This window comes from Bacillus sp. V33-4, assembly GCF_002860225.1.
GTDB lineage: Bacteria > Bacillota > Bacilli > Bacillales > Cytobacillaceae > Bacillus_BJ > Bacillus_BJ canaveralius.
Genome location: NZ_PGVC01000062.1, coordinates 58,658 through 84,948, shown reverse-complemented (window position 1 = coordinate 84,948; position 26,291 = coordinate 58,658). Strand labels below are relative to the sequence as shown.

The window sequence follows — 26,291 nt, the reverse complement described above, 5'->3', positions numbered from 1 at the left end:
GGCAGCCACGGCCCTGGCGACGATTGCCCCTGAGTCAACGATTGGCAGATTGAGCGACTTTACTATCAAACTCCCGGCCAAGCCCAAGGCGGGAGCAGACAGTGATTATAATACGATACAGCCGATGGGCTCATTGTTCGAACAAAGCCTCCTAGTATTCTACGATGCCATCGTACTGAGGCTGATGGATAAGAAGGGATTGGAATCCGGGGTCATGTACGGAAGACATGCCAATCTGGAGTAGAAAAAAAGCCAAGTCAACAGATGTGCTGATAATGTCCTGTAAAAAAAGAAGCTAAGCTTTGCAATACATGCTTGGCTTCTTTTGATAGATCTTATTGTTAACCTGAATAAGCCAGTTTCGTTACTAAGGATTCAGATACATTTCAAAACGCTTATATAATCAATGCAGGGCAGTAATTTTTCACAGAATCATGCACCTTCAAATGCAGTGTGAATAAATGTACAACTGTTTATAACCTATTTCCTCTGTCATTATTCTTTCACTTGTTGTTTTTCACAATATTGTCATATGAGTGAGGCAGAACAAAACCTAAAAAGGAATTGTGTTTATAAAATCCCATACAAGTGGAGAATGTAATTGTAATATTGAGTTTGATTTGATGAACTCAGTATCAAATTGGCAATTAGAAGGAGATTGAGAAAATGGGGACTATTGTATGTCGACACTGTGATTCCATAATTGAACATTTTGAGGATGAAAAAGTAATTGTGCAATATTCAGAATGTGTACGTTGTTCGGAAGATATGACCGATGAACATGATCATTAAATACATGCACGGTGGAATTTTCTTGCAAAGAAACCCGATGTCGATATGAAGTCGGGTTTTTGCACACCAATTAATTCGGTTAAATTCCCCAATATTTCGTCGTTATTGTAAATCGGCCAAAAAATAGCTTTTGCCCTTGGATTCAAATGAGAGGTTCTCTTCCCTGTCAGATACGGTAAGAATATCAGTCCTCCAATCCCGGATGGTACGGTTTTAGCACTTTCACAGACTGGTTTAAAATTGAGGAATCGATGCTGTTTCCTTAAACCATTTTAAGACGCACTAAGGCATTGCACCCATCCATAGCCAAGTGCCAGGTGTAAAGTTACAAAAAGTATTGGTATTTTAGTGACAAATTATATATAGCCTCCTGTACTTATTGTTGAAGTGGCTAAACCTGGGCTGATCTCTTTCAATTCGTTATTATTAAACCTTTTCTTGGGTTGTCAGTTATTCATAAGGCAATCTCATGTTATTTTACAATTTTATGGACCTCATATATTAATACCTTATATTGCTACTCATTATCCATGCCCTTTAATATATTTCTGAACTCAGTTTGATACTCTTCTGAATTAATAATTCCTTTATCAATCAGTAAATTGACAATAGCAATAATACTGGACGCTGTAACTCTGGAATCAATAAGCTCCTTTATAATTTCTGCAACATCTTTATTTAATTCTCCTTGATTTGTCATTATTACACTCCTCCGGTCTCTTTTATTTCGACAAATAGAAGTCAATTCCTACTTTTGTCGATGATGATAAAGTATTTTAAGTTAATGAAAGGGCTTTCATTTCAGAGTTCCGTAAATCTATAAGATATGTTTCAAAACTATATATTAAATAAAAAAACAGTATATAGAAGTGAACTTTTTATAACGACAAATCAGGTTTAAAATGCGACGTTAAATGTATCTGAGTCCGAATGCTCATAGATGAAACCAAAATTTCAATTCATAAACGGTGGATCTGCATCCTATTATTTCTTCATAACTCTTTCGATCGTTAAGAGAACTTCATTTAAAACTTCCAGGTCACCATCTTGTATCCTGTCTAAAACACAGCCCTTTAGATGACCTTCCAATAGCAGTTTCGAAACCCCATTCAAGGCTGATTGAGCTGCTGATATTTGGGTAATGATGTCATCACAATACGTATCTTTTTCAATTAGACCCTTAATTCCGCGAATTTGACCTTCAATACGGTTCAGTCTCGTCACTAAATTCTTTTTTACGTGTATTGAATGATGACTTTTCCGGTCGGAACTTTCACTTTGTAATTCCTCTTGTGAACAATAAAGATCAACCTTCATAAAATCCTCCCCCTTTTTCTTATAATACAATAACCTTCAATAATTTGGAAACATCGAATTAACAAATAGTTTAATCTGTCTTAATACCATTACAAAACGAGATCAATTGATCATGGATAGAATTAAGGAATGTGAAGAGCACAATGACATAAACGGGAAGTTTTGGGTTCCGATCACTATAGGGGAGGTAATATCAAAAGTCGACAGCATTTTTTGCGCTGTTAACATCTATATTAAACTTTATAAGATGTTTATACAAAAATATGAATAATGCGAACAAGAACAACCTATATTCTTCAAAGACATGATCAATTACATTCCATACTATCCCAACACTGTGCATTATACAGAGTGTTGGGATACTTTAAAATTACTTTCCACACCATTCGGTATGAAAAATGCCTTGCTGATCAATGCGCTGGTATGTGTGAGCACCGAAGTAATCGCGTTGTGCTTGCAGCAGGTTTGCCGGTAACTTTTCTGCGCGATAGCTATCATAGTAGGCTAATGCGCTCGAGAATGCCGGTACTGGAATTCCTCGCTCAATTGCCACAATGATTACATGGCGCAATGCATATTGATAGCTTTCTATGATTTCTTTAAAATATGAGTCGATCAATAAGTTTTGTAAGTTAGGTACACGGTCATAGGCGTCTTTTATTTTTTGTAAGAATTGCGCACGAATAATACAGCCACCACGAAAAATCATCGCAATATCTCCGTAGCGAAGGTCCCAGTTGTATTCTTCAGATGCAGCCCGCATTTGCGCAAAACCTTGGGCGTATGAACATATTTTACTCATGTACAAAGCTCTGCGAACTGCTTCAATCAATTCTTCTTTGTTACCTTCGAAGGCTCTGTCGTGCGGCCCCCTTAAGATTTTACTTGCCTTGACTCTCTCTTCTTTCATCGCAGAAATATAACGGGCAAATACCGATTCTGTAATAATAGGAAGAGGAACTGCTAAGTCCAATGCACTTTTACTTGTCCACTTACCTGTCCCCTTTTGTCCTGCTGTGTCTAAAATCAAGTCAACTAGTGGTTTTCCAGTTGCTTCATCCACCTTCGAGAAGATATCTGCTGTAATTTCTATCAAATAACTGTCTAATTCACCTTTGTTCCATTCTGCAAACACTTCATGAAGTTCGTATGCACTTAGGCAAAGTGTATGCTTCATTATAAAATAAGCTTCCGAAATCAACTGCATATCCCCGTACTCGATTCCGTTGTGCACCATTTTCACATAATGTCCGGCACCATTAGGACCGATGTATATACAACAAGGTTCTCCGTCCACTTTTGCTGAGATCGCCTCTAGAATTGGCTTTACCATCGTGTACGCTTCTTCCTCGCCACCCGGCATAATTGAAGGGCCTGTCAATGCCCCTTCTTCCCCACCTGAAACACCCGTGCCAATAAAATGAATGCCTGTGGCAATTAATTCTTTATTACGCCTAATTGTGTCGTCGAAAAATGTATTTCCACCATCGATTAAAATATCCCCTCTATCAAGATAAGGTTTCAACAAATCAATCGTTGAATCTGTTGGTGCCCCTGCTTTCACCATTAACAAAATCTTGCGAGGTCTTTCCAATGAGTTAACAAAATCTTCGATGCTATATGTGCCAACAATCCTTCTTCCTTCTCCTTCTTTTGTTAAGAACTCATCCGTTTTGTCGGAGGAACGGTTGTACACAGAAACAGAATAACCACGACTTTCAATATTCAATGCAAGGTTCTTTCCCATAACTGCTAAACCGATTACACCGATTTGTTGTTTTGTCATATAACCCGCCCCTTCGAGATGTCAATTATACTCCCTAAACTTTATTACTCGTCCATTGTCGCCTATTGCGAATACTTTAAACAAATGGGCATTTCACCAACAGTACGTACGATTGTTTACGATCAACTCGTCCTCAAAAAATGTATTCCCTCCATTGCTGACAATGCTTTGTTCAAGGAAACGCTTTAATAAACTAATCGTTAAATCTGCTCAAGTTCCTTTTTCCCTTTTTCAAATCCGGGCTTGCCGAGTATGGCAAACATATTCTTCTTGTAAGCCTCGACCCCCGGCTGGTCAAACGGGTTTACACCCATGAGGTATGCGCTAACGGCGCAGGCCTTTTCAAAAAAGTAGACCAGCTCGCCAAAGGTATATTCATTCATTTCATCCAGTGTCACAACCGTATTGGGCACGCCTCCCTCCACATGGGCCAATATGGTTCCCTGGAAGGCACTTTTGTTTACTTCGTCCATCGTCTTACCGACCAGGAAATTTAACCCGTCAATATTTTCCGGATCTCCCCCAATCGTCATTTCCACTTTTGGTTTGGTAACCTGAAGCACGGTTTCCAACAGGTTGCGCTGCCCTTCCTGTACATATTGCCCCATCGAATGCAAATCCGTCGTGAAGTCCAATGATGCAGGAAAGAGGCCTTTTTGGTCCTTCCCCTCGCTTTCGCCAAACAACTGCTTCCACCATTCGGATACATAGTGTAGGGATGGTTCATAATTCACAAGCAATTCCACTGTTTTCCCTTTTCCATATAGGACATTTCGTACGGCCGCATACTGATAGCACTCATTTGACAGCACATCCGGGTTGTCGTATTTATGGTAGGCTGCCTTGGCTCCCTCCATTATCTGATCTATATCCAGCCCGGCCGCCGCCATCGGCAAGAGGCCGACTGAAGTCAGTACCGAGTAGCGCCCTCCTATGTCATCCGGAATCACAAAGGTTTCATACCCTTCCCTGTCGGCAAGCTGCTTTAAGGAACCCATCGCTTGATCGGTGGTGGCGAAAATGCGCTCCCTTGCCCCGTCTTTCCCATACTTCTTTTCCAGAAGCTCCCGGAAAATGCGGAAAGCAATCGCTGGCTCCGTTGTCGTCCCGGACTTGGAGATAATGTTCACGGAGATATCCTTGCCGTCCAGCAGCTGCAATAGGTGGGAGACATAGGTGGAACTGATGTTTTGTCCGGCGAAATAGACCTGTGTCCTCCCGTCCATCTGGTTATGGAAAGTATGGGCCAATGCTTCGATGCCCGCCCTTGCGCCTAGATAGGATCCGCCGATGCCAATCACGATCAAGGCATCCGAGTGGCTTCGAATCCTCCCGGCCGCTTGTTTGACACGTAGAAATTCACCTTCAACAAAACGGATCGGCCAATCTACCCAACCGAGAAAGTCGGAACCTGGACCTTTTTTGTCATGAAGCCGGTTATGGGCCACATGTACGAAATCGGCCAGCTGGTCCACTTCACTTTTTTTCATAAATGACAAGGCATTCGAGTAATCAAAAGAGATCGACATTATGACATTTTCCCTTCTTTATAGTAAGTGCATTTATTTGTTCCAGTGTTGGTTCCTTTTTTTCAATAAATGTCTAGTCCGCAAGTTATTGACTTGTTTTCTTGAGGTCCTGCGAAAACATGCTCAATAAATAATCACAGGTTCTTTTTCATAAAACCCGGTGTATTGGTGTCGATATTAAGCTGGCCACCTTTATTGGCTTTTGTAATAAAAATAAACTTTGAAGAAACATAGTAGCAAATTCCCGTTACAAAGTATGTTGGGATACCAGCAGTAACATAATAGAAAAGATAACTTGGCTCATCCAACCAAGGATTATACATATACCAATAGAAAACGGTCCCAACAAACATGCTTAACGCTGCTGAAGGATTAATACCATGCCAGTATTTATATATTCCATTTGTGTTGTAAAGATCACGTACTGATATGGTCTGTTTCTTAACAAAGAAGAAATCTGAAACAACAATACCACCTAATACTGACATGATAAATGAAATGAATAATATAAAAATATTATAAGAATCATAAAAAGCTGGAGTAAGGACTAATAATATTACAGGTATGTTGGTACCCATAGCAATCGCCCATTTCTGTTTGGGGAATACCGTTTTAAAGCTGATGGCTTGGGAATACATGAAGAAGATGGCCGCAGTCACATTTCCTAATATTAGAAGTCCTAAGCCTAGCACCGCAAGAGCTGTACCGCCGATTTCCAGCATCCAGTCTGTTGGATTTAACGATCCAGTGAGCAAAGTCATAAAAACGGCTAAAACAGCTGCAATGCATAATCCTATGCCATAGCTTAGGAATCCCCCGTTAAATGCACCTTTTTCAGTTTTGCCGAGACGGCTGTATTGTCCTAAATATGGCAGCCAAGAAAATGCAAGACCGACATTTAGCTCGATCGCCGTTGAAAATGATCTTCTGACAGTTTCATATGGTTCTGCAGGCTGTAGACTAAAGACCTTATCCAATCCTTGTACAAATAAAACCACTCCAAGTAGGACCAAAATAAGTACAAGCATGGCGGGAGCGCCAATCCAGTTGAAATACTTAATGACGACAGGACCTTTTGCAGTGATAAAAAGACAGAGAAGAATCAACGAAACTGAAAAAAAAGGAACCCCGAAACTGTTTACTGTGAATATATTATCTGTATGGAACATTCTTAATATCTCAACAATTGCTTGACCAGACATATACATCGTAAAAGCCGTATATCCTAAAGTCGTTACGGCAAACAACACCCAGAGGAAATTCGATCCAAGATAGCCCAGAGAACTTCTAAACCCGACAAATGTATCCACCCCATATCTAGCGAAATAAACGGCAATCGGGGCAATTAATAACATCGGAATTGCATTTCCAAATAAAATGGCACCGATGGAATCTTTAGCATCTAACATTATGCCTGTGTATCCCCCGGTAAGCAGGCTGAAACAAGACAAGCCTGTTCCTAGTTGAATAAGCAAAAGACTCCAAAACCCTAAAACTCTATCACTTTTTTGTGCAGGCAAAAACCCAAATGCAACCTCTTTTGAGATAGATGAATCATTACTACTCATAAAATCCCTCCTTAAGAAAGCGCTTTAATTTTATAAAAAAGTTATTCCCTTAGTTCCTCAATGCTGATATCTGAGAAATCAAAGATTATAAGTTTTACTTTTGGCATTTTAATTCCATATCAGGTAGATCAAATAAAGACTGATAGCAAAAACTAAAAATAACGGAACTGAAAAATCCAATAAGGTTATTCTTTTAACCTCCGATTCCTGCCCTTCAAATTCCTCAATGCGCGTGTTTAAATCAGCATATAATTGCTTGATAAATGAATCTTCTGAACGTGTATTTCTTAAAATTACATCGTCTGTAACTCTCGAATCATACTCTGCTGGTTCTATTACACCAACATGTTCTCTCATTTCTAACACATCATCTTGTGCTTTCTTTTCCAAGACAATCACTTTAGTATTCATATTTTTCACACTCCATATCATCTAATTGTAAGTTAGGCGATGAATATCCTGAACACCTCACCGTTATACCGATGGACAGTTGGGAAGTAAATATATAAAGAATGAATCCTTCACAATAACCATTATGTGTGCGACCGAACTTTTCATTGAAACTTCTGAACTACCATGTTCCCCCTTGATCTCAATTACTCGAAATTGTAGATTAATCCTATAATTGCATAAACGGGTAAACAAAGCCTAGTTGGTTTTCCCAATTATCGAGACAAGTGAAAATTCCAGAAAAACTCATTACGTAGATCTGATCAGAGACTGCTTTCTTTTAGGCGTCACCACATTATTTCTGTCTACACAGGCAGCTGAGCAAGTCCAAAAGGTGCAAATTGTATAGGTTCCTCCCGCTTCATCATTAGAAACACTGAAAAAGCAAAGTTTGGTAGAAGGGGGCCCCAGAACTTTGCTCCAAAATTTTTTTCGATTTAAAGACTTTTTCCTATTACATATACAAGATTTTATAAAATGGAGTTATCAACACTGATATGCGCGGTCATATAAACTCCTTATCTTTTTATTCAAACCAAGGAACTTCAATCAGGGTTTTACCAATCCACTCACGCAAGATTTCATTAGTAGGACCCATGATCGCCCCGGCCCGACCGTCGCGCAAGAATTTTTCCACTTGACCTGTCAGATAGCCTCTGCCGCCGGATACTTGCAGTGCCTGGTTGGTTACCTGGATAACAATATCAGCAGCATGGGTTTTTAGTTGCCATAGTGGATAAAGGCATTCCGATAGTGCACGCCCATTTTGAATGGTATTGTCCATGCCCTCCGCTGTTCGGTACAACATGGCTCTAGCGCTATCTACCAAAATTTGAGCCTTGGCCAGTTCGTGACGTATGACTTGATATCCTGCAACAGATTTCCCTGTATCTGCGTGAACCTTTTTCTTGGCACCATCAATCGCAGCGTTAAGCGCTCCTTGAGCAATACCGGTCCAGCATGCAGCAGTTCCTAACAAAAACAGGGGATCGATTGTATTATCATTATAATAATTCATACCACCCTCACTACCAAGGCGGTCCTCTTTAGGAACGAACACATCTTTGAATTTCATCGGACCACTGGAGTTACCACGCAGACCCATGGCTGAAAATGGAAAGGATTCAACCCCTTCCTGATTATTATTCACCAGTAAAAACATTAACTTATCCGACTCAACGCTGTTCGGAAAAGATGTGGCAACAACATACCAATCTGCTTCTCCAGCACTTGTGACAAATGATTTATCTGCATTCAACAAATAGCCGTCCCCATGCCGCGGAGCTTCACTGACTACGTTCCAAAAATGGCTTCCTGTTGCCGGTTCACTGAATGCCAATCCACCGATTTCTCCCTTCAGCACACCTGGGATATATCGCTGTCGCTGTTGATCGGTTCCTGCTGTATACAGTGTTTGTACCGCTGCAGTGTGCATCACCCAGCACATCGTTGAAGAAGCACAATATTGGGCAAAACTTTGAGATAAAATTGCGAACCCTGTAAAGCCAGCTCCAAGCCCGCCATCATCAGCTGGAATGGTCACTGCAGCAAATCCAGCCTCCGCAATTTTTCTTAAACTCTCACGGGGATAACAGCTCTGCTGATCAGAAGTGGAGGCCCGGGGCAGTAACTCATTTTTTCCGAGCAAATGAGCCGTTTCTTGAAGTTTTTCATAACCTGGGGGAACCTTCCACCAACTTGGAATCTGCATGACTCCTTCTTCTAAAACAATGTTATTGACTGTCATATTCATCACTCTCCATTAGTTTTTTAGTCATAAGTTCAGATATAAGAAGGGAACGCGAAGCACTTCCTAAGCACTTCAAGCGTCCCCCTGTTTCTCCCCAAAGCACAGAAGCTATGAACAAATTTGATGATTAACTAAATTTTCCCTTACATAAATGAAGGTTCTGGCGCTCTGTGTCCAGTATAGATTGCATCTCCATCACTCTCACCGTCAAATACAACGGTTGTAGTAGGAGTGAAAAGGAAAACATCGCCCTTTTCTGCTGTATACTTTTTTCCTTGATCGTCACGTACAACAATCTTTCCATTGATGATGACCTTTATTTCCAAAAATGTGTAGGTGAATTCAAATTCTTCCCCAGGCTGCATGGAGAAGTAACCCATTTGTAATGGTCTTTCATCTGAACACACGGGGACATCAATGATCTGGCTTTTAAGTTTCGGTACTCCCAACAAATCATTTAATTCTTTCTTTTTGTACGTGCCAGCTTTAATCAATTGCACCCCTGGTTTTACATGTAAATAATTAAACTCTGTTTTTGTAACAGTTTGTTCACTCATCTTCTTCACTCCCAATTAATAGTATTAATTAGGAAGGATTAGGAATTATCCTTCCTAATTGGTGTCCCATCGCCTTCGCAAACAAGCTTGTTTCCATAAAATCTAATGCCGTTCAATATATTCCCTTTTACATAAACGAAGGTTCTGGCAATCTGTGTCCGGTATAGATGGCGTCTCCATCGCTCTCTTTATCAAAAATTACTGTCGTGTCCGGGGTAAATATTAAAACATCGCCCGCTTCGGCTACATGTCTTTTTCCTTGATCGTCACGGACAATGATTTTCCCATTGACAACGACCTTCACTTCCAGGTATGTGTACGTGAATTCGAAATCTTCTGATGGCTGCATGGAGAAGTATCCCAAAGATATTGCGTTTTCTGTTGAAGAAACCGGTACATCAATGATTTGGCTCTTAAGTTTTGGAATTCCCAAAAGATCATTTAATTCTTTCTTTTTGTACGTGCCGGCTTTAATCACCTGCACGCCCGGCTTTTGACTTAAATAATAGTATTGCGTCTGTGTCGCCGTCTTCTTGCTCATCTTCTTCACTCCTATTTTTTAGTTTCCTACATCTTTCTCAAGCGCTTTCATTTTCTGAAGTGTTCTGCCGGTTTCTTGATTTAAAAGGTACAGAAATCAAACTTGATATTGTAGGACAATTTTATAATCACATAAAAAACGAGCAAAACATACTTGATTTTCCCAATTATCGGGATGACCCTATTTTTTGAATTGAGAACCGACAGTTATAATTTTGTTACATAGGATCTAGCTATGGCAAGGCACAATAGTGACAGTGCAGATATGCCGATTATCGCTAGATAGGGTGCAGAAGCGAATCCCCAAAACTCGCTCATTTCTGGCATAAAGATCACCTTCTTTCCTGGTTTAATGTCATTAGATTATTCCTGTGTCACGCATCCGCTGTTCACCAAAACTTGTAAGTGCAAACTTAAATAAAATCTTTCCCTCACCGAAGTGTTCACCCTCGTCTATTTTTTCTTCAATGGTTTCTATTAGTGCACCTGAAAACAAATCGGTTAATGTAACACGAACATTGCCCTTTGCATAATCTCCAGCCAATTGATATTCAGTCAGAATTTTGTCTGCTATGTTATAATCCCATATTCCGTTTTTTTGGCCATTGGAGTTTTCACGAACTATTTGCAGTATTCTCCCTTTCATATGCATCTTAGGCATTTTCGATGGCCTCCTCACTACTTTTATTATCTGAAGGAACTGAACGGATAACCTCCAAGACATCTCGCTTTTCGGTATACATGACAAACCCGCCTATAATGACAACCAAAGCTCCTAACACAAAATTCCACTTTGGCATAGTAAGAGTGAAAATGCTTATGAATACGATTGAAAATAAACCGTATAAATCCCCGATTGCCTGGCCTCTTCCAACACCAATCAAAGGAAAAGATTTATACCATGAAACATAGCAAAAACCAAAAGTAATACCAGCTAGCAGCAACCAGATTATTGGCAATAGAGTCATTGTTTGTGAAATTATCGTCAGAATAGGAGCATCTACCAAAAAGATAAAAGCTGGCAGAATTACAGCTACCCACCAGAAAACTTCACCTGTAAATCTGAGAGTTAATCCTACATCAGGATCCGTGACATCCAGTGCTCTCCCAGCAATTGCGCCTTCAACGCCCCATCCCACAGCAGCCATTAAGCCTCCTACGTATCCTAACCAAGCCCCTGAACTGCCTTTAATTTCTTCTAAAATACCTGGAGCAAATACGACTACCCCGCCAGCCATTATCATTGCAATGCCTAAAATGGCCCTTCGTGTGATCTTTTCGTCGTACCATTTGAACGCTAATATGGAGCCTACAATCGGATACATCAGTGCTGCAACTGCCGCAAAAATGCCACCAACATAACCGATCGCTAAGAAGCTTCCAAAAATCGCCATTGGCCCCCCGAATATGGCAGCCCAGAAGTACCATTTAGTAATGTTTCTAAACTGTACAATAGTTCGACCGTAATCCTTCCATTTACCAAGTACACCAATCCAGACAAACATGAATAATAGAACTGATACTGCATTTAAAGCCGTAATGACTGCCGCCGCCGTCAAGTACTGAATATTTGAATCCAAGGCCATGGAAACATAGGGAAACTCATACCATATTGATGATCCTGGCACATACCATGCTCCCCATAATATTGCCGCCCATAAAGCCCACATAAATCCCCAACGCACCGTCTTTTCTTTGTATTTATTTCTTGCAGCTTCCACTGACTTCATAAAACCCCTCCTAACTGTATTCTGGTACACACAACAATTTCAGCATCCCACTTTACTGTGTAATGATTGAATTGAAACAATAGAAGTTTGCCTTAACCGACATTTATTCGCTCATATTCTTCCCTCCAATACCTTTTGGTTGGTGTTTGTCTTAATGCTTTTTTAATCTCTTACAGGAGTAGCACAATCCTATAATTAAAAAGAAAAAAAGCCTACCCCATTTTCTCAATTATCGAGATTCAACCAAATTTTCATAAACTAACAGGAGTATCTTCAAATCACGGGGTGCAAAAAAGTAGATAACATTAAGTTTTTTGCATGAATTCACATATGAATTCACGCTATTTTTGTTATAACCAAAATGGCTTTATATCTTTGCTTGAAGAGGCAACTCGCTTCTGTCATTATAGTAATGATGAAGATGTAGGCACAGAACCTGTTTTGTGGCTGCCTTAGGCAATATTTGAATACGCAAAATAAAAAGCATTGGAATCTGTTAATTCCGATGCTTTTTTCATGTGATTTTCACTGGAATAGAGGGTAGAAATCATATGCTATTTGATATTGCGTAGATTTAGAATAAGATTGGAGAAATAAATTGATCTTGCTGAAAGATTATTTTACGTCCAAAAGTCAGTTGTAGAATTCCATGAGTGTATCTTCACTTCCAGAATAGAATTACAGACATGTATGTTGAGCATGGGGGAATTATAGGTCAATTCTTCCTGAGGTATCGAGATTTGAGTTGGACAAGTGAACTATACCTCTCTTCATTAAAACAAAGTAAATAAGCCGGCCATTGGATGGAGGTCGGCTTATTTCAACTATTTAGTTACTATCTCCTCTACTGCATTTACAATATCATTCGACGTTAATTGGTAGAATCGCTTTAAATATTCAGTCTTCCCAACTTGACCAAACTGCTCTTTGACCCCAATTCTTCTCAATAATGTAGGGCAGTTTTCACTCAATACTTCAGCAACCGAACTTCCCAACCCGCCAATGACGTTGTGATTTTCCGCGGTTACAACCGCTTTCGTCCTTGCAGCGTATTTTACGATAAGGTCTTTATCGATTGGTTTTATGGTGTACATATCAATCACGGTTGCTTCTATCCCATTTTCGAGCAGCTGATCTGCAGCTTGCAATGACTCGGCCACCATAATGCCGCTTGCGATGATCGTAACATCTTTTCCTTCACGCAAAACTTTGCCCTTACCTGTTTCAAATGTCTCCTGTTCATCATAAATTTTAATCGCATTTTTTCGGATAGTGCGGATATAATGAATCCCATATTCATGAGCAACTTTTCTCAATAAATAACCAAGCATTGTAGAATCGCTTACTTCATATACGGTTGCATTGGGAATAAGGCGGACAAGCCCGAGATCTTCAAAAGCCATATGAGTCCCGCCGTTGTGTTCAGCAGTAACGCCCGAATCAGAGCCTAATATTTTTATATTCAGCCGCGCATACGCACCAGATACGAACAATTGGTCAAAAGCTCGCCTTGTCGCAAATTGTGCAAAAGTGTGGACGAAAGGAATTTTACCGGTGAGCGAAAGCCCTGCGGCCACTCCCGTCATATTGGCTTCCATGATTCCGCAGTTAATGAGCTGATTGGGAATTTCCTTCAGAATTTTATTTGTGCTGATGGCGCTCATCAGGTCAGCTTCAAGGGCAATGATTTTCGGATTATTTCGGGCTAACTCCAGAATCGTATTTGCGTACATTTGCCGCATTTCAATCTTTTCTGTTTCGTATTGCTTCGAGGCCGCTTGTATCACCGTTCCACCACCCTCCCGATTTTTCTTTCCAAGTGGTCGATTGCTTCTAAAATCGCTTGTTCATCCTCGTTGTTGGGCCGGAGATGATGATTGTCGGCTTTTTCCTCCAAATAAGGAACTCCCTGTCCTTTTATCGTATCTAAGATGATGGCAACCGGTTTGTCCATCTGGTTCTTTCCGCGTTTAATGGCATCCAGGATTTCTTCTAATGAACTGCCGTCCACCTTTATTGTAAAAAAGCCAAATGCCTGGAACTTCTCAGCAAAATCGAGCGGATCAATGATGTCCTTCGTCGGGCCGTCGAGCTGCTTTTTATTATCATCCACAAACACAAATAACCGGTTTAGCTTATGATGAGCGGCAAACTGAAAGGCTTCCCAGCACTGCCCTTCATTTAATTCACCATCACCGACAATGGTGAACGTGTAGTTTTCCATTCCCGAAAGCTTATGGGAAAGAGCTATGCCAACGGCTGCCGATGTTCCTTGCCCGAGCGATCCGGTCGTCATATCCACACCAGGAGTTAAATTTCGGTCTGGATGAGAGGGTAACGTCGTTCCATTCTGATTTAATGTGTAAAGGATTTCCTCAGGGAAATATCCTTTCAGCGACAGAGCCGCATAATAGGCTGGACCTCCATGGCCTTTTGAAAGGATAAAATAATCTCTGCCTTCCCATTTTGGATTTCGTGGATTAACCTGGAGAACCTCGCCGTAAAGAACGGCAAGGACCTCCACAATTGACAAGCTTCCTCCATAATGGCCAAATCCCAAATGATGCAATTCTTTTAATGTTAATAAGCGGATTTCGTCACGGAAGGTTTCAAGATGTTCCATTGATGTGATCATGCTTAACCTCCTTAAGCAAGCGATTCTATGTCCTATGCTTGAATTTGCTTGTTGTCATCTTTTGACTTTCGCATGAACCCGAAAATAACAGCCAGTAAAGCTATGCCGATAACAAGGATGGTTACACCTCTGCTTCCGAAGGAGTTCGCGACATTTCCAAGAAGAATGCCTGCTGCTCCAAAGTCACTATCTGAAAAGGTTGTATTTGCAAATCCCAGATCACCGAGGACAGGCATTAGAAATACAGGCAGGAAGGTGATCAGCAGACCGTTAGCAAAGGACCCAAGTGTGGCCCCGCGAATTCCACCGGTTGCGTTTCCAAACACTCCGGCCGTCGCCCCTGTGAAAAAGTGTGGCACAACACCCGGTAAAATGATGACCGCTCCTGCAGCTCCAAGAATAGCCATCCCTACAATCCCGCCAATGAAGCTGCAGAAAAATCCGATTAATACGGCATTTGGTGCATATGGGAACACAACTGGACAGTCAAGTGCCGGCTTTGAGTTCGGTACAAGCTTGTTTGAGATCCCTTTAAACGCAGGTACGATTTCAGCTAAAACGAGACGGACACCTGAGAGAATAACAAATACTCCGGCAGCAAATGTGACTGCTTGAATAATAGAGAATACAAGATAATGAGTTCCATTGCTCAATTCTGTTTCCACATAGGATGGACCTGCAAAAAGTGCAATGATTACATATAAAACCGTCATCGTAAGGGCAATGGTTACTGAACTGTCACGCAAAAATCCGAGTCCCTTTGGAAACTTAATATCTTCTGTCGATTTGGACCCTTTTCCTACCATTTTTCCAACCAGCCCGGAAAGTGCATAACCGAGAGTTGAGAAATGGCCAAAGGCAACACTGTCATTTCCGACTATTTTTCTCATGAACGGCTGGGCAATTGCCGGGAAAATAGCCATGATCAAGCCGAGGGCGATCGAACCGACGACAACCAAGGATATTCCTTCAAGACCTGATACGACCAATATGATCGCCAGCATACAAGCCATGTATAAAGTGTGGTGTCCGGTCAAGAAAATATACTTTAACGGCGTAAACCGGGCCACCAAAATGTTGGCAAGCATTCCAAAAAACATAATAAGTGCTGTTGCACTGCCATATTCAGTGAGCGCCATTGCGACAATTGCTTCATTATTAGGGACGACTCCATTGACATTAAATGCTTCCTGAAACATCTTTCCAAATGGTTCAAGCGAGCCGACCAGGATTCCTGCTCCAGCTGCAATTACAAGAAATCCAAGGAATGATTTCGTTGTTCCCTTGACAATTTCGCTTGCTGGCTTTTTCTGCAGAACAAGGCCTATAAATGAGATTAGTGCAATAAGCACAGCAGGCTGACTCAAAATATCCATCATTAACTTAAGAAATCTCTCACCCATGATTAAAACCCCCTTATTTTTTTACAACAAACCTTTATTTTTTAATATTTCCACAAGCTTTTCCCTGATTCCGTCCTTGTCGATGATACTTTCGATGACCACCACCTCCCCCAAGTGCGCCATTCCCTCAGCAATGTCTTTTGTCGCAATAAAACAGTCGGCCATGTCCGGCGTCGCAGAGCTTAAATCTGAATGGCTGACTTCGACTCCCTTTACGCCGAGCTCATTTAAAATATCCTGGACATTCATCTCGAGCATAAAACTGCTTCCAAGTCCTGATCCACATACCGCAAGAATTTTCATTATGTTCCCTCCAATAAGTGTGTTGACCATGTTTCAACTACAATACTTTTGCGTACTGATCAAGGAGTTGAAGTACGTCTTCAGCACTATCCAACCCTTTTAGCTTCTGTACTTCTTCTTTGTTGCTTAATAGTCTTGTTAATTGCGAAAGGGCTTTCAAATGGCTTTTATTGTCTACTGCTGCTATGCAGAATAATAAGGAAACAGGGTATTTCTCATCATTACAGAAATAAACCGGCTCTGTTAACTTCAGAAAACTCATGCCAATTTGGTTAACACCCATTTCCGGACGGGCATGCGGGATAGCGATTTCCGGGCCAACGATGACATAAGGTCCCAATGTTTTTACATTATCGATTATGGCATCGATATAGGAAGGTTCAATCACCCCTTTTATCAGCAATGGCTGTGCTGCTACTTTTATGGCTTCCTCCCAATCTGGCAATTGGTCTTTAAACTGGATCGTCTCCTTCGTAATTAAATCGGTCAACACTGGCGCATTCCCCCTGTACCTAGTTGCATTTTTATGAATGGATAAATGATTGAGAGCTATTTTTAGGCCCTCCCTGTCAAAAACAGTTGCATATTCTTCTATCAATTGGATGAATTCATTTGAAGAGACACCTTGATGTTCAATGCCAAACAGATTTTGATATACCTCATTAATCAGGCTGCTTTTTTCCATCGGTGTCATAATCGGTTTTACCAGATAATAGTGCCGCCGGGTTTGGAGTGGCACAGTAGAAAAAATAATATCAAAGTCACTAAAGCTATTATTATTAAATTCTTTCAACGACACGGTTTCTTCGACGGAAATCTCAGAGAAAAGCGCTTCTAGCTGGTGCTTGACCATTAAGGAAGAACTGATTCCGCTTGGACAAACAATGACAGCACTTTTCTTTTTCGGCAGTAATTGCTTTGGCTTTTCCAAAAGCGCTCCGAAATGAATCGTAATAAAGCCAATTTCTTCATCCGGGATCGTAATATTTAAGAGTGACTCGATAGGAAGTAGCAATTCCTTGACGATAAAATAAAGCTCCTTGTGCTCTTTCTTAATCTCATTAAGCAATGGATTACTAATTGGAATGCGGTATTTCATCCGATAATAGGCAGGCTTAATGTGCTGGTACAGCGTTTCAATCACATTGTTCTTTTTTTGAAACGTAACGCAAGCCTTCGATTCAAATTCTGTGACGAGCCGGTCACATATGCTTAGAAGCAAATCATGATCATCTTTTACAACAGAAGCATTTCCCAGCGACAGACCTTGAAGCTGGATAATAAGATAACCGATTTCAGACTCTGCTTCTTCAAGGTTCAACAAGTGAACCAGTTTGTTGGCAACAACTTTAAGCGGGTCCTGCATTAATACATCCAGCTCATCCGAATATATCTGAACGATTTTATTCGCCCTTTGCCTGATGCAATAAAATTGTAAAAAGAAAGCAAATTGACTGAGTCGTTCCTCGACAAACTGCAGGTGAAAATCCCTCTCCACTGAAAGAAGATGCTGTGTAATCTCTTTCAGATGTATCTCATGCTCGCCTTTTCTTAAAATATAATGCAGGAGCTTTTCTCCATTTGGCTTTTGCAGAAGTATATTTAATTGATTCATGAGGAGCACACGTTTATCCCACTCTGTTCCCTTTAAGTGATATCCCGATTTTCTGCTATAAGAAACTTTAATAAGGAAAGGGATGATCATGTCATTCAACTTTCTCACATCAGAAATGACTGTGTTTTTGCTTACCTTTAAAAGGTCAGTCAGATGGGCTGAGGAGATTGGTTCATGTCTGGCGAATATATAGAGGCAGATCGCCAAATACCTTTCCTCGTCTGTCAGAATAAAATCTTCTTTTGAAAACACCGGTAAATCAGAAACATGGTCAAGTACTTGCGCAGGAACATCAATAAACTGATTTCGCTGGACAGTAATCGATGGAAGTTTCTCTTCCTTCAGCCAATGATTGATTTTGTCCAAATCATATTTAATTTGCCGTTTGGATAATTGTGTCTGATTCATTAGCTGCGGTATGGTTGTCTTTTTAAAACGGACAAGATGGTTCAGTAAGATTGAAGGCCGTTCTTCTAAAATCATTCAATCACCCCTGCTTACTTTCATTGTATTAGAAAGCGCTTTCAACTTGTATAACTGTTGGAACCAAAGTTTGTTTCGTAAATTGAACAAAATTGCGCTGAACGTCTGAAACATACAATACTGAAATTTTTTGAGCTTATAATAACACTTTTATATTCAATGAATATAGGCTGATTTTTAAAAAAATGCAAAAAAGCTTATCTCATTGAGACAAGCTGGCTTTAAAAAAGGCACATCCTGAAATTGATAGTCATTTGAATGTACCGATACTATCCCGACCGAATTCCAATTCCCATGTTATTCTTTCCCTTGCTTTTTATCCGGAAAAAGCTCTTCCGAAGCCTCGATAATTGTATTCGGACGAAGGGTTTCTATGTTAAAAGGACCTGTTGCTTCTTCCCTGTCCTGCCGCACCCGGTTTGCTAATTTAATACGGGATCTGATAACCCAATAAATAGCCGTATATAAGACCACTAACGACAATCCCGCTGCAAGCCCCGCTCCCTGTCCGGGAACTAACGGCATACTTGCAATAATCGCCACTAAGCTTGCTAAAACCAGCCACGACGAAAACGGATAGCCCGGCAGCTGGCACTCACCCTCCCCGGGGCACCCGTGTTTCCTCCGAAACTTGAAGTGAGTGGCAATGATGACAGCATAGGTAAACAGTAGAGCAAACCCGCCGGAGCTTATCAAAAACACATAAACTTGTTGTGGGAGAAACAATCCAAGCCCTAATGCTGCGAGCATAGCGGCACCTGAAAAGAGGATCCCCCGGTAAGGAACATCTCCTTTGCCCTTTACCCATGAAGGAGCATGTCCCTCATCGGCCAACGATCGGATCATGCGCCCTAATCCAAACGTTGCTGCCAGCATCGTGGAGAGAATAGCGGTCACTAAAACGACATTGATGACGGTTCCAGCCCAGCCAAATCCATGCCTCGTAAGGACCGCTACCATCGGACTTACCTCTTCCGTTAAACCAGCCGTCGGTATTAAGGGAAGCATTACGGCAATCGCAGTAATATAAAGTCCTACCAGCGCTAATATGGTATAGGTAATCGCTCTCGGTACCGTTTTGTGAGGATCACTCGTCTCAGAAGCTGCCAAACCAATGATCTCAAAACCAGCATATGTAAACATTACGACCAGCATGCTTCCGGCAATTCCTCCAATCCCTCCAGGAAGCCAAGGTTCTGCAGCTAACTCGCCGGCTCCTACCCGGGGAGCGCCTGGCATTAACCCCAAGATTAAAACAAAACCGAGAATAATAAATCCTGCGATAGCAAGAAGTTTTACAGCTGCAAGCCCACTCTCCAATCGGCTTAAACGCTCAGCGCCCAGTAAATTGAGCAGTGTTACCCCTATAATAATGATCGATCCTAATAACGGCAGAGAAATACCCGGCAACCACTCCCTTAAAAAAATCGATGCAGCAGTGGCCTCACTTGACATGGCCAGAATAAGGCCTGTCCAATAGACCCAACCCACTACAAAGCCCACTCCTGGACCATAGGCCCTTTCAGCGAAAGTACGAAATGAACCAGGGGCTGGGTCCGTCACTGTCATTTCCGAAAGCGCAAAAAGGATAAAATATACTAAAACGCCACCCAATATGTATGAAATAATAACAGCAGGACCCGCAGTCCGGACGGCCAGGGATACTCCGAGAAAAAATGATCCGCCCACTACAGTTCCCAAAGCCATCATCGCCAACTGCCATGCCGACAGTCCTTTTTCCATGATGATTCCTCCCAAACTTAACCTATTTATAAAGATTATTTGCAATTAACAATAAATTATGTGAGGGCGTGTCTTGTTTTTTGCATTGGCTCCGGTTCGAAAATAGGAGTTGAGACTAAAAAATTATAATTTCTCTTTTCAATTTTTGATTGATGGTGCTATCCAAACAATTTATGTATGAACTCCTTTTTAATTTTGGGCAAACCTGTCCCTTGAGATTATCCCCATTAAGTAGACAGTTTTTAAAATTTAAAAAGCCCCTTGCCGAATCGACAAGGGATTGAGAAAACATTATATAACTTCCATCTTTTCAACTTTTCCTACAGCACTCCGCCCCAAAATATGATCCGAAGTCAAGTAAGCCAAAGCCATAATCGTTTCAGTAGGATTATAGGATGGCAGCGTCGGGAACTGGCCTCCACCCACTGCAAACAATCCTTTACACTCATGGACCTCGCCGTATGGATTAACCACAGATGCAGCAGGGTCCCAGCCCATTCGATGAGTCCCTGTATCATGGACAGTAACATGGTAATTCGGAGTCGGCGAATCCTCCCACCAATCCTTCATTCCCATTTCCCGGGCCAGTTGTCTCTTGATCTTCATAAAGTATTCAACTGTTTTGCGGTCGTATTCCGTCCAGTCATGCGTGATTCTTAATGCTGGCTGGCCGAATGGATCCTTCACCTTCGGATCCAGGTCAACGTAGAATTGTTCCGAAGGCAAGGTTGAGTGCTGAGAATACATTTTGAATAGCTTGCGATAGTTTTCACTGAGCCAGTCTTTCAAGCCCTTACCCCACTTTGGAACATGCGGCGGAAGACTGTGCACCGTTTCGATTGGCTGCATGTCCCCCGTCCAAGTATTGATCGGCGATCCCCAAAGCACTCCCTCTTCATTGTCTGGAATTAATTCCGATGTCAGATCGTCAAGCACACTTCCTGATTGCAGAGATCCCATGAACGGGTTCGTTATTTCAGGCATGATGCCTGTAAACCAGCCGTAATTATGAATGGATAAGTGTTTGCCGACATGTCCGCTTTCATTAATTCCTGAAGCCAGAAGCAGCCGTGCATTTTCGAGGGCATAACAGCTCAGTATCACAATATCAGCTGTTACCTCAACAACATTTCCTTCAGAGTCAAAATAGGAAACGCCATGGACGTGACCCGAAGAATCACGATTTACTTTAAACACTCGAACATATTGTCGGATCTCAAGATTATCTGTTTCTTTATTGGCGGCACTTACCAGTTCATGTGTGGACAGCTTGGCACCCACGTGGCAGTGATAACCGTGACAGAAACCGCAATTCGTACATGCTGAGCGGCCTTTATAATCGATTGTCGCAATGCCGGTTGGAGTCGCAAACGGATGATAGCCTAGCTTCCGCGCTGCTTCTGTGAAAAGTTTATCCGCTCCTGCCCGTGGTAAAGGAGGCATAGGATAGTCCCTTTTGCGCGGGGATTCAAAAGGGTTTCCTCCCTCTTTTACCTCACCTTGTATATTCCCGGGTTTGCCGGCAACCCCTAGCTCCCATTCCACCTTGTCATAATATGGTTCTAAATCGTCATAGCTGACCGGCCAATCCACCACTGTCGTATCGTCTGGAAGGGCCGATTCTGAAAATCGTTCGACAATTGAGCTTCTCATTTTAAAATCACTTTGGCGAAAGCGGAAGGATGCAGCACCCCATGAGCGAGTTCCTCCTCCTGTTCCGATCGAAGGCGGCGTTTGAAAAGGGTCGCCGAGTCCGAGTTTGTTGCTCGCCCATGGTAAAACGACGGCTTCTTTCTTGTTATTGGATCTCCAGGTAATCGGGTCTGTCCGCATATGCGGAACCATTGCACTGCGGCAATAATAGCGGATTTCATCAAACTTCGTTAAAAAATCCTGTTCTTTATAAAAAGCTCCTTTTTCAAGCCCGACTACTTTTAAGCCGGCCCGTGCAAGCTCAGTGGCGATAATGCCGCCGGAAGCTCCAAGTCCGACTACGATTGCATCATAATGTTTCGTCATTTTAGCACCTCTTTTTTAAGAGCGGATGCACCAAGCTTTTGAATATCAGCAAGTGATTTGATCTCAATCTGTTTGCTGTCATAACCAAGCTGCATTTGTTCCGGTGAATATCCCCATTGCGCTCCTGGGAAACCGATCATCTTCCACCCTACGCCATCACGGTTGCCGCCGTAAATTGGATCTCCAAACGTCCCTTCGATCGTATGCTCGTAGACAACTGAAAAAAATTGAACAAGCAGTAACTCGTCTTCTTCTATTTCGGAAACCGCTGTTGCCAACTCAGCTCTTAAATTATCAATATCCAGCAACACCGAATCCTGCTGTTCACTCGACAATTCTATAAACTCTTTGCCAAATTTCTTTTCACAAAACTGTTCGAAAATTGCCAGACCTTTTCGATAAAAGGTTTGCAGATGGCTGTAAAAGCCGGAAAGAGAGCGGTCAATAAATATGACTGCTCCTGCTTCCTTCGCCCCCGGACTGTTTTCTTCACTTGGAATAAATCGAGACGCGATCGCTTCAATCGTTCTTGCTTCTTCTTGATTAAGATACATATAAGCTTGGAAATCTTCTTGATTGTTCAACATCCCTTTCCTCCCTTATCAAAGTTAAGAATACAAATTAAAGAGTGTTTACTGACTTCTCAGTGAAAAGAGGGAGAGATTTAAAGCGTTTTGTATTTTCCGTAATCGCGATTTCAACAGGCAGACGCTCCATACTTGATGCTCCGAAGAATCCTGCAATTCCGCTTGTATGTTTTAAAACATACTCAACATCCTCTGGGACTGCGATAGGCCCTCCATGACAAATGACCACTGCATCAGGATTCACTTCTTTCGCTGCATCGCTCATTTTCTGAACACTTTCAACCGCTTCATCCAATGACATTGTGCTTTTCGCACCAATGAATCCTTTAAGTGTGGTTCCCACATGGGCAACAATGAGATCTGCTCCTGCCTCTGCCATTGACCGAGCTTCATTTTCATTAAATACATATGGAGACGTGAAAAGATCCAATTCATTGGCATAACGAATCATTTCGACTTCTCTTTCAAAGCCCATTCCGGTCTCTTCCATATTGGCACGCAAACGCCCTTCATAAAGGCCGACTGTCGGGAAGTTTTGCACGCCTTTGAAACCAATTTTCTTCAGTTCTTCTAAAAATTGCGGAATGATTCTGAACGGGTCGGTACCGCATACGCCTGCGAGAACAGGCACATGTTTTACGACTGGTAGAACTTCCGCAGCCATTTCAACAACAATTTGGTTGGCATCCCCATAAGGCATTAAACCAGAAATCGATCCGCGCCCGGCCATTCTGAAACGGCCAGAGTTATAAATGATAATTAAGTCGGCGCCGCCTTCTTCTGCACACTTAGCCGAAAGGCCTGTTCCTGCACCTGCTCCGATAATCGGCTTTCCTGCGGCTACCTGCTGTTTTAATCGGCTTAAAATTTCTTGTCTATTCATGGTTTAGCACCTCTTCTTTTTTGTATAGTTCATTGAGCTTGACCGCCATCGCTTCCGCGAATTTCGGGTCATTAATATTTACATTCATTTCGAACAGTTCAATATGAGAATCCAGTGACTCTCTTAAACTTGAAAATAAAGCCCGGTCAGCTTCTGGATCGTAAAACACCCCGCCATCTCCGGCAATGGATGAGATTCCTTTTAGTGGAACAAATACACTCACCGGCCCGGTGGCTTTATTCAATTTCTCAGCAATTCTTTTCCCTAGCTCAGCACATTCTTCAGCTGTGGTCCTCATCAGCGTGACGTTTGAATTGTGCTTATAAAATTTCCGGTGACTGTAGTGTTTAGGCAGTGTTTCAACGGGACCGAAGTTAACCATATCCAATGCACCGAGTGAAACAACCTGGGGAATGCCGAGCTTCCCGGCCATTTCAAGTCTGTCCGGACCAGCTGACAGCATTCCGCCTGCCAGCTCATCAGCGAGTTCAGTAGCGGTCAAGTCCAGAGACACGGCAATATATCCGTCTTTCATCAGAGATTCCATTGCTTTTCCACCTGACCCATTAGCGTGAAAGACGACGGTCTCATAACCTAAACCCTCCAATACTTTGCCTGCTTGGGTTGCACAAGCCGTTGTCACCCCAAACATCGAGATCGCCGCGATTGGCTTTTCTTCTTCCACGGTTTCTTCCAAGTATTCATTTGCTCGGACCATACCTGCGATCGCTGCGGCTGCATTCCGAAGGATTTTTTTCGAAAGACGGTTAATGCCAGCGATATCAACAACCGAATACATCATTGTGATGTCGGTTTGGCCAACATACGGACTTGTATCCCCTGATGCAATCGTTGACACAATCAGCTTCGGTACGCCAACCGGCAATTCACGCATTGCTCTTGCGGCTATCGACGATCCTCCAGAACCACCTAATGCGAACACACCTCCAAGACAGGCTTCCTCGTATAACTTCTTGATGAGCTTGGCCGCGCCTTCCGCCATCGCATCAATCGCCTTGCCACGATCGTTTTCGGCAACTAATTGAGCTATACTTGTACCGGCTGCATTTGCCACTTCATCCCGCACAATATCGGCCGTTACTTGTGGATTGCCAAGAATCCCTACATCCATCAGCAACACTTCACATCCATGCATACGGATGAGATCGCTGACATATTGATGTTCGATTCCTTTAGTATCAAGTGTTCCAATTACAACGACAGCTGCCATCCCCTTATGCCTCCATTACTTCCTATCGTACCGGGACTTTGCCTGGTTCAGCAATTGTGCAGTCGGAACCGTTTCGCATCGCTGCTTCCGACCCGGCAGGAGAATAAAGCACGAACACTCGCATCGGTTCCCAGCCTGTATTAATGCTGTAGTGGTACCTGCTTTCCGGGACATAGACCGTGCTTCCAGCCGTAATTTTAAAAACTTGCGGATTGCCATGCTCATCTTCAACCATTTGCTCCCCTTCACCGGAGATAATGTACATAATCTCTTCGGCACCCGGGTGGTTGTGCCTGCCATGCCCTTTGCCCGGATCAACAATCACCACTCCGGCACTAAAAGCAGTAGACCCGGTCAATTCGGGTGTGCTTGTCAGCTTGATCGTTCCCCAGTCAAACAGGAGCGTTTCTACTTGTTCAGGTGTAATATGAAACTGTTTATCTGCCATCCTTTATCCCTCCAATCTTTTTTGAAAAATTTAAATCTTCTCCAGTACAGCGTTTTGGCTTTCCACCTCTTTAATAACCGCTCGCAAATAATCATGAGCTTGACGTGCGACTAAATCGGGTTCAATATCGCGGCGGTCAAAACCGATTTCCATTGCCAGGTATCCGTCATAGTTGATATCTTTCAGTGCTTTAATGACAGAATGGAAATCTCCTCTTCCCTGGCCCGGCGCAAGACGATCGTTATCTGAAATATGCATGTGGGCCAGATTGCTGCCCATTTGATAGATATAATCACTGGAAACTTCCTTGCGATAAAGGGCATGGAATGTATCGAACATGACTTTGACGTTAGGCTGGTTGACTTCTTCCATTAACTCAAGAGCATCATCACAACGATCCACTAGATTGCTGTCAAACGGAGTCGGTTCCACCACTAGTGTGACTCCATAATCCTTTGCCGTGTTAGCGATTTCGGTCAAAGCTTCCTTACTCCATTCCCATGCCTGTTTTCGGCTAGTGCCGAACACTTGCCAGCCCGGGATATATAGAAGTGTTTTGCCACCCCACTCAGAACATAATTCAGCTAAATCTTTATAGTGTTCAATCGTATGCCTTCTTTCTTCCGCGATTGGCGAAGCAACATTATGTCCCGGACCACCACTTAAAGCTGGAAGCATACTGGACAGTTCCAAACCATAGTGATCAAGAATTTTTTTTACATCTTTGCGTCTTTCTTTTGTTAAAGTTGGAGGGTATGCATGCGGACTCGCTGCTCCAATCTCAATTCCGTCATAACCAATGTTGGCGATTCTTTTAATCACTTCTTCAAGTGGATAGGCAGGTAACCAAACCGGGAAACTCGCATACGGCCAAGTGTTGAAAGATAATTTCATTGACATGATTAAATTCCTCCTAATATTG

At 42.2% G+C, this 26,291-nt stretch carries 24 protein-coding genes and 1 pseudogene; 2 read left to right on the top strand and 23 right to left on the bottom strand.

Annotation, left to right across the window (positions count from 1 at the left end):
- Both CVD23_RS19480 and CVD23_RS19475 read left to right on the top strand, forming a co-directional pair.
- Positions 1-244: pseudogene (locus CVD23_RS19480) on the top strand (6-phospho-3-hexuloisomerase); the annotation flags it as partial.
- 422 nt (positions 245-666) lie between these two features.
- Entirely contained in the window at positions 667-792 is a 126-nt protein-coding gene (locus CVD23_RS19475; protein WP_101577673.1) for a GapA-binding peptide SR1P, read from the top strand.
- A gap of 517 nt (positions 793-1,309) precedes the next feature.
- Here CVD23_RS19475 and CVD23_RS19470 read toward each other — a convergent pair.
- The 23 genes from CVD23_RS19470 to CVD23_RS19360 all read right to left on the bottom strand — a co-directional run bounded on the left by CVD23_RS19470 (position 1,310) and on the right by CVD23_RS19360 (position 26,269).
- Positions 1,310-1,492: a hypothetical protein gene (locus tag CVD23_RS19470; RefSeq protein WP_101666920.1), complete on the bottom strand. Its 183-nt coding sequence runs from the start codon at positions 1,490-1,492 to the stop codon at positions 1,310-1,312.
- Between the two features lie 284 nt (positions 1,493-1,776).
- On the bottom strand, positions 1,777-2,109 hold the full coding sequence (locus tag CVD23_RS19465) for a metal-sensitive transcriptional regulator (protein WP_101577671.1): 333 nt from the start codon (positions 2,107-2,109) through the stop codon (positions 1,777-1,779).
- A gap of 370 nt (positions 2,110-2,479) precedes the next feature.
- Positions 2,480-3,895, bottom strand: a complete 1,416-nt coding sequence (gene gndA, locus CVD23_RS19460) for an NADP-dependent phosphogluconate dehydrogenase (protein WP_101666919.1) — start codon at positions 3,893-3,895, stop codon at positions 2,480-2,482.
- Positions 3,896-4,095: 200 nt separating this feature from the next.
- A complete protein-coding gene (locus tag CVD23_RS19455) occupies positions 4,096-5,424 on the bottom strand; it encodes a glucose-6-phosphate isomerase (RefSeq protein ID WP_101666918.1) in 1,329 nt (442 codons plus the stop codon).
- A 134-nt stretch (positions 5,425-5,558) separates the two neighbouring features.
- Positions 5,559-6,992 carry a purine-cytosine permease family protein gene (locus CVD23_RS19450; RefSeq protein ID WP_101577669.1) on the bottom strand — a complete coding sequence of 478 codons (1,434 nt, stop codon included), beginning with the start codon at positions 6,990-6,992 and terminating at the stop codon, positions 5,559-5,561.
- A 108-nt stretch (positions 6,993-7,100) separates the two neighbouring features.
- Complete coding sequence (locus tag CVD23_RS19445) at positions 7,101-7,403, bottom strand: hypothetical protein (RefSeq protein WP_101577668.1); 303 nt, start codon at positions 7,401-7,403, stop codon at positions 7,101-7,103.
- Between the two features lie 565 nt (positions 7,404-7,968).
- Positions 7,969-9,189, bottom strand: coding sequence for an acyl-CoA dehydrogenase family protein (locus CVD23_RS19440; RefSeq protein WP_101666917.1), 1,221 nt, complete (start codon positions 9,187-9,189; stop codon positions 7,969-7,971).
- A 146-nt stretch (positions 9,190-9,335) separates the two neighbouring features.
- Positions 9,336-9,749 carry a cupin domain-containing protein gene (locus CVD23_RS19435; protein WP_101577666.1) on the bottom strand — a complete coding sequence of 138 codons (414 nt, stop codon included), beginning with the start codon at positions 9,747-9,749 and terminating at the stop codon, positions 9,336-9,338.
- A gap of 127 nt (positions 9,750-9,876) precedes the next feature.
- On the bottom strand, positions 9,877-10,290 hold the full coding sequence (locus tag CVD23_RS19430; protein WP_101577665.1) for a cupin domain-containing protein: 414 nt from the start codon (positions 10,288-10,290) through the stop codon (positions 9,877-9,879).
- A 357-nt stretch (positions 10,291-10,647) separates the two neighbouring features.
- Positions 10,648-10,950, bottom strand: a complete 303-nt coding sequence (locus tag CVD23_RS19425; protein ID WP_101577664.1) for a hypothetical protein — start codon at positions 10,948-10,950, stop codon at positions 10,648-10,650.
- Positions 10,943-12,019 carry a DMT family transporter gene (locus CVD23_RS19420; RefSeq protein WP_101666916.1) on the bottom strand — a complete coding sequence of 359 codons (1,077 nt, stop codon included), beginning with the start codon at positions 12,017-12,019 and terminating at the stop codon, positions 10,943-10,945. Before CVD23_RS19420 ends, CVD23_RS19425 begins: the two co-directional genes overlap by 8 nt.
- Before the next feature lie 824 nt (positions 12,020-12,843).
- Positions 12,844-13,806 (bottom strand): transketolase family protein, encoded by a 963-nt coding sequence (locus tag CVD23_RS19415; RefSeq protein WP_245917451.1) that lies wholly within the window; start codon positions 13,804-13,806, stop codon positions 12,844-12,846.
- Positions 13,803-14,654 carry a transketolase gene (locus CVD23_RS19410; RefSeq protein WP_101666915.1) on the bottom strand — a complete coding sequence of 284 codons (852 nt, stop codon included), beginning with the start codon at positions 14,652-14,654 and terminating at the stop codon, positions 13,803-13,805. The genes CVD23_RS19415 and CVD23_RS19410 overlap by 4 nt, the downstream gene beginning before the upstream one ends.
- A 32-nt stretch (positions 14,655-14,686) precedes the next feature.
- A complete protein-coding gene (locus CVD23_RS19405; RefSeq protein ID WP_101666914.1) occupies positions 14,687-16,057 on the bottom strand; it encodes a PTS ascorbate transporter subunit IIC in 1,371 nt (456 codons plus the stop codon).
- A gap of 21 nt (positions 16,058-16,078) precedes the next feature.
- Positions 16,079-16,360: a PTS sugar transporter subunit IIB gene (locus CVD23_RS19400; RefSeq protein ID WP_101666913.1), complete on the bottom strand. Its 282-nt coding sequence runs from the start codon at positions 16,358-16,360 to the stop codon at positions 16,079-16,081.
- Positions 16,361-16,397: 37 nt separating this feature from the next.
- On the bottom strand, positions 16,398-18,458 hold the full coding sequence (locus CVD23_RS19395) for a BglG family transcription antiterminator (protein ID WP_101666912.1): 2,061 nt from the start codon (positions 18,456-18,458) through the stop codon (positions 16,398-16,400).
- 297 nt (positions 18,459-18,755) lie between these two features.
- Positions 18,756-20,201 (bottom strand): amino acid permease, encoded by a 1,446-nt coding sequence (locus CVD23_RS19390; protein WP_101666911.1) that lies wholly within the window; start codon positions 20,199-20,201, stop codon positions 18,756-18,758.
- Between the two features lie 291 nt (positions 20,202-20,492).
- Positions 20,493-22,220, bottom strand: coding sequence for a GMC family oxidoreductase (locus CVD23_RS19385; RefSeq protein WP_101666910.1), 1,728 nt, complete (start codon positions 22,218-22,220; stop codon positions 20,493-20,495).
- On the bottom strand, positions 22,217-22,807 hold the full coding sequence (locus tag CVD23_RS19380; protein ID WP_101666909.1) for a gluconate 2-dehydrogenase subunit 3 family protein: 591 nt from the start codon (positions 22,805-22,807) through the stop codon (positions 22,217-22,219). The genes CVD23_RS19385 and CVD23_RS19380 overlap by 4 nt, the downstream gene beginning before the upstream one ends.
- 34 nt (positions 22,808-22,841) lie before the next feature.
- Entirely contained in the window at positions 22,842-23,690 is an 849-nt protein-coding gene (locus tag CVD23_RS19375; protein ID WP_101666908.1) for a phosphoenolpyruvate hydrolase family protein, read from the bottom strand.
- The gene (locus tag CVD23_RS19370) at positions 23,683-24,921 is read right to left on the bottom strand and encodes a Tm-1-like ATP-binding domain-containing protein (RefSeq protein WP_101666907.1); all 1,239 of its coding nucleotides are present in this window, start codon (positions 24,919-24,921) and stop codon (positions 23,683-23,685) included. The genes CVD23_RS19375 and CVD23_RS19370 overlap by 8 nt, the downstream gene beginning before the upstream one ends.
- Positions 24,922-24,943: 22 nt before the next feature.
- Positions 24,944-25,369, bottom strand: coding sequence for a cupin domain-containing protein (locus CVD23_RS19365; protein ID WP_101666906.1), 426 nt, complete (start codon positions 25,367-25,369; stop codon positions 24,944-24,946).
- Positions 25,370-25,399: 30 nt separating this feature from the next.
- Positions 25,400-26,269 carry a sugar phosphate isomerase/epimerase family protein gene (locus CVD23_RS19360; RefSeq protein WP_101666905.1) on the bottom strand — a complete coding sequence of 290 codons (870 nt, stop codon included), beginning with the start codon at positions 26,267-26,269 and terminating at the stop codon, positions 25,400-25,402.
- Positions 26,270-26,291 lie beyond the last annotated feature (22 nt).

Excerpts from the sequence above, each read along its gene's own strand:
- CVD23_RS19475 (WP_101577673.1), top strand. The coding sequence starts at position 667 with ATGGGGACTATTGTATGTCGACACTGTGATTCCATAATTGAACATTTT.
- CVD23_RS19470 (WP_101666920.1), bottom strand. The coding sequence starts at position 1,492 with ATGACAAATCAAGGAGAATTAAATAAAGATGTTGCAGAAATTATAAAG.
- CVD23_RS19465 (WP_101577671.1), bottom strand. The coding sequence starts at position 2,109 with ATGAAGGTTGATCTTTATTGTTCACAAGAGGAATTACAAAGTGAAAGT.
- gndA (WP_101666919.1), bottom strand. The coding sequence starts at position 3,895 with ATGACAAAACAACAAATCGGTGTAATCGGTTTAGCAGTTATGGGAAAG.
- CVD23_RS19455 (WP_101666918.1), bottom strand. The coding sequence starts at position 5,424 with ATGTCGATCTCTTTTGATTACTCGAATGCCTTGTCATTTATGAAAAAA.
- CVD23_RS19450 (WP_101577669.1), bottom strand. The coding sequence starts at position 6,992 with ATGAGTAGTAATGATTCATCTATCTCAAAAGAGGTTGCATTTGGGTTT.
- CVD23_RS19445 (WP_101577668.1), bottom strand. The coding sequence starts at position 7,403 with ATGAATACTAAAGTGATTGTCTTGGAAAAGAAAGCACAAGATGATGTG.
- CVD23_RS19440 (WP_101666917.1), bottom strand. The coding sequence starts at position 9,189 with ATGACAGTCAATAACATTGTTTTAGAAGAAGGAGTCATGCAGATTCCA.
- CVD23_RS19435 (WP_101577666.1), bottom strand. The coding sequence starts at position 9,749 with ATGAGTGAACAAACTGTTACAAAAACAGAGTTTAATTATTTACATGTA.
- CVD23_RS19430 (WP_101577665.1), bottom strand. The coding sequence starts at position 10,290 with ATGAGCAAGAAGACGGCGACACAGACGCAATACTATTATTTAAGTCAA.
- CVD23_RS19425 (WP_101577664.1), bottom strand. The coding sequence starts at position 10,950 with ATGCCTAAGATGCATATGAAAGGGAGAATACTGCAAATAGTTCGTGAA.
- CVD23_RS19420 (WP_101666916.1), bottom strand. The coding sequence starts at position 12,019 with ATGAAGTCAGTGGAAGCTGCAAGAAATAAATACAAAGAAAAGACGGTG.
- CVD23_RS19410 (WP_101666915.1), bottom strand. The coding sequence starts at position 14,654 with ATGATCACATCAATGGAACATCTTGAAACCTTCCGTGACGAAATCCGC.
- CVD23_RS19405 (WP_101666914.1), bottom strand. The coding sequence starts at position 16,057 with ATGGGTGAGAGATTTCTTAAGTTAATGATGGATATTTTGAGTCAGCCT.
- CVD23_RS19400 (WP_101666913.1), bottom strand. The coding sequence starts at position 16,360 with ATGAAAATTCTTGCGGTATGTGGATCAGGACTTGGAAGCAGTTTTATG.
- CVD23_RS19395 (WP_101666912.1), bottom strand. The coding sequence starts at position 18,458 with ATGATTTTAGAAGAACGGCCTTCAATCTTACTGAACCATCTTGTCCGT.
- CVD23_RS19390 (WP_101666911.1), bottom strand. The coding sequence starts at position 20,201 with ATGGAAAAAGGACTGTCGGCATGGCAGTTGGCGATGATGGCTTTGGGA.
- CVD23_RS19385 (WP_101666910.1), bottom strand. The coding sequence starts at position 22,220 with ATGACGAAACATTATGATGCAATCGTAGTCGGACTTGGAGCTTCCGGC.
- CVD23_RS19380 (WP_101666909.1), bottom strand. The coding sequence starts at position 22,807 with ATGTTGAACAATCAAGAAGATTTCCAAGCTTATATGTATCTTAATCAA.
- CVD23_RS19375 (WP_101666908.1), bottom strand. The coding sequence starts at position 23,690 with ATGAATAGACAAGAAATTTTAAGCCGATTAAAACAGCAGGTAGCCGCA.
- CVD23_RS19370 (WP_101666907.1), bottom strand. The coding sequence starts at position 24,921 with ATGGCAGCTGTCGTTGTAATTGGAACACTTGATACTAAAGGAATCGAA.
- CVD23_RS19365 (WP_101666906.1), bottom strand. The coding sequence starts at position 25,369 with ATGGCAGATAAACAGTTTCATATTACACCTGAACAAGTAGAAACGCTC.
- CVD23_RS19360 (WP_101666905.1), bottom strand. The coding sequence starts at position 26,269 with ATGTCAATGAAATTATCTTTCAACACTTGGCCGTATGCGAGTTTCCCG.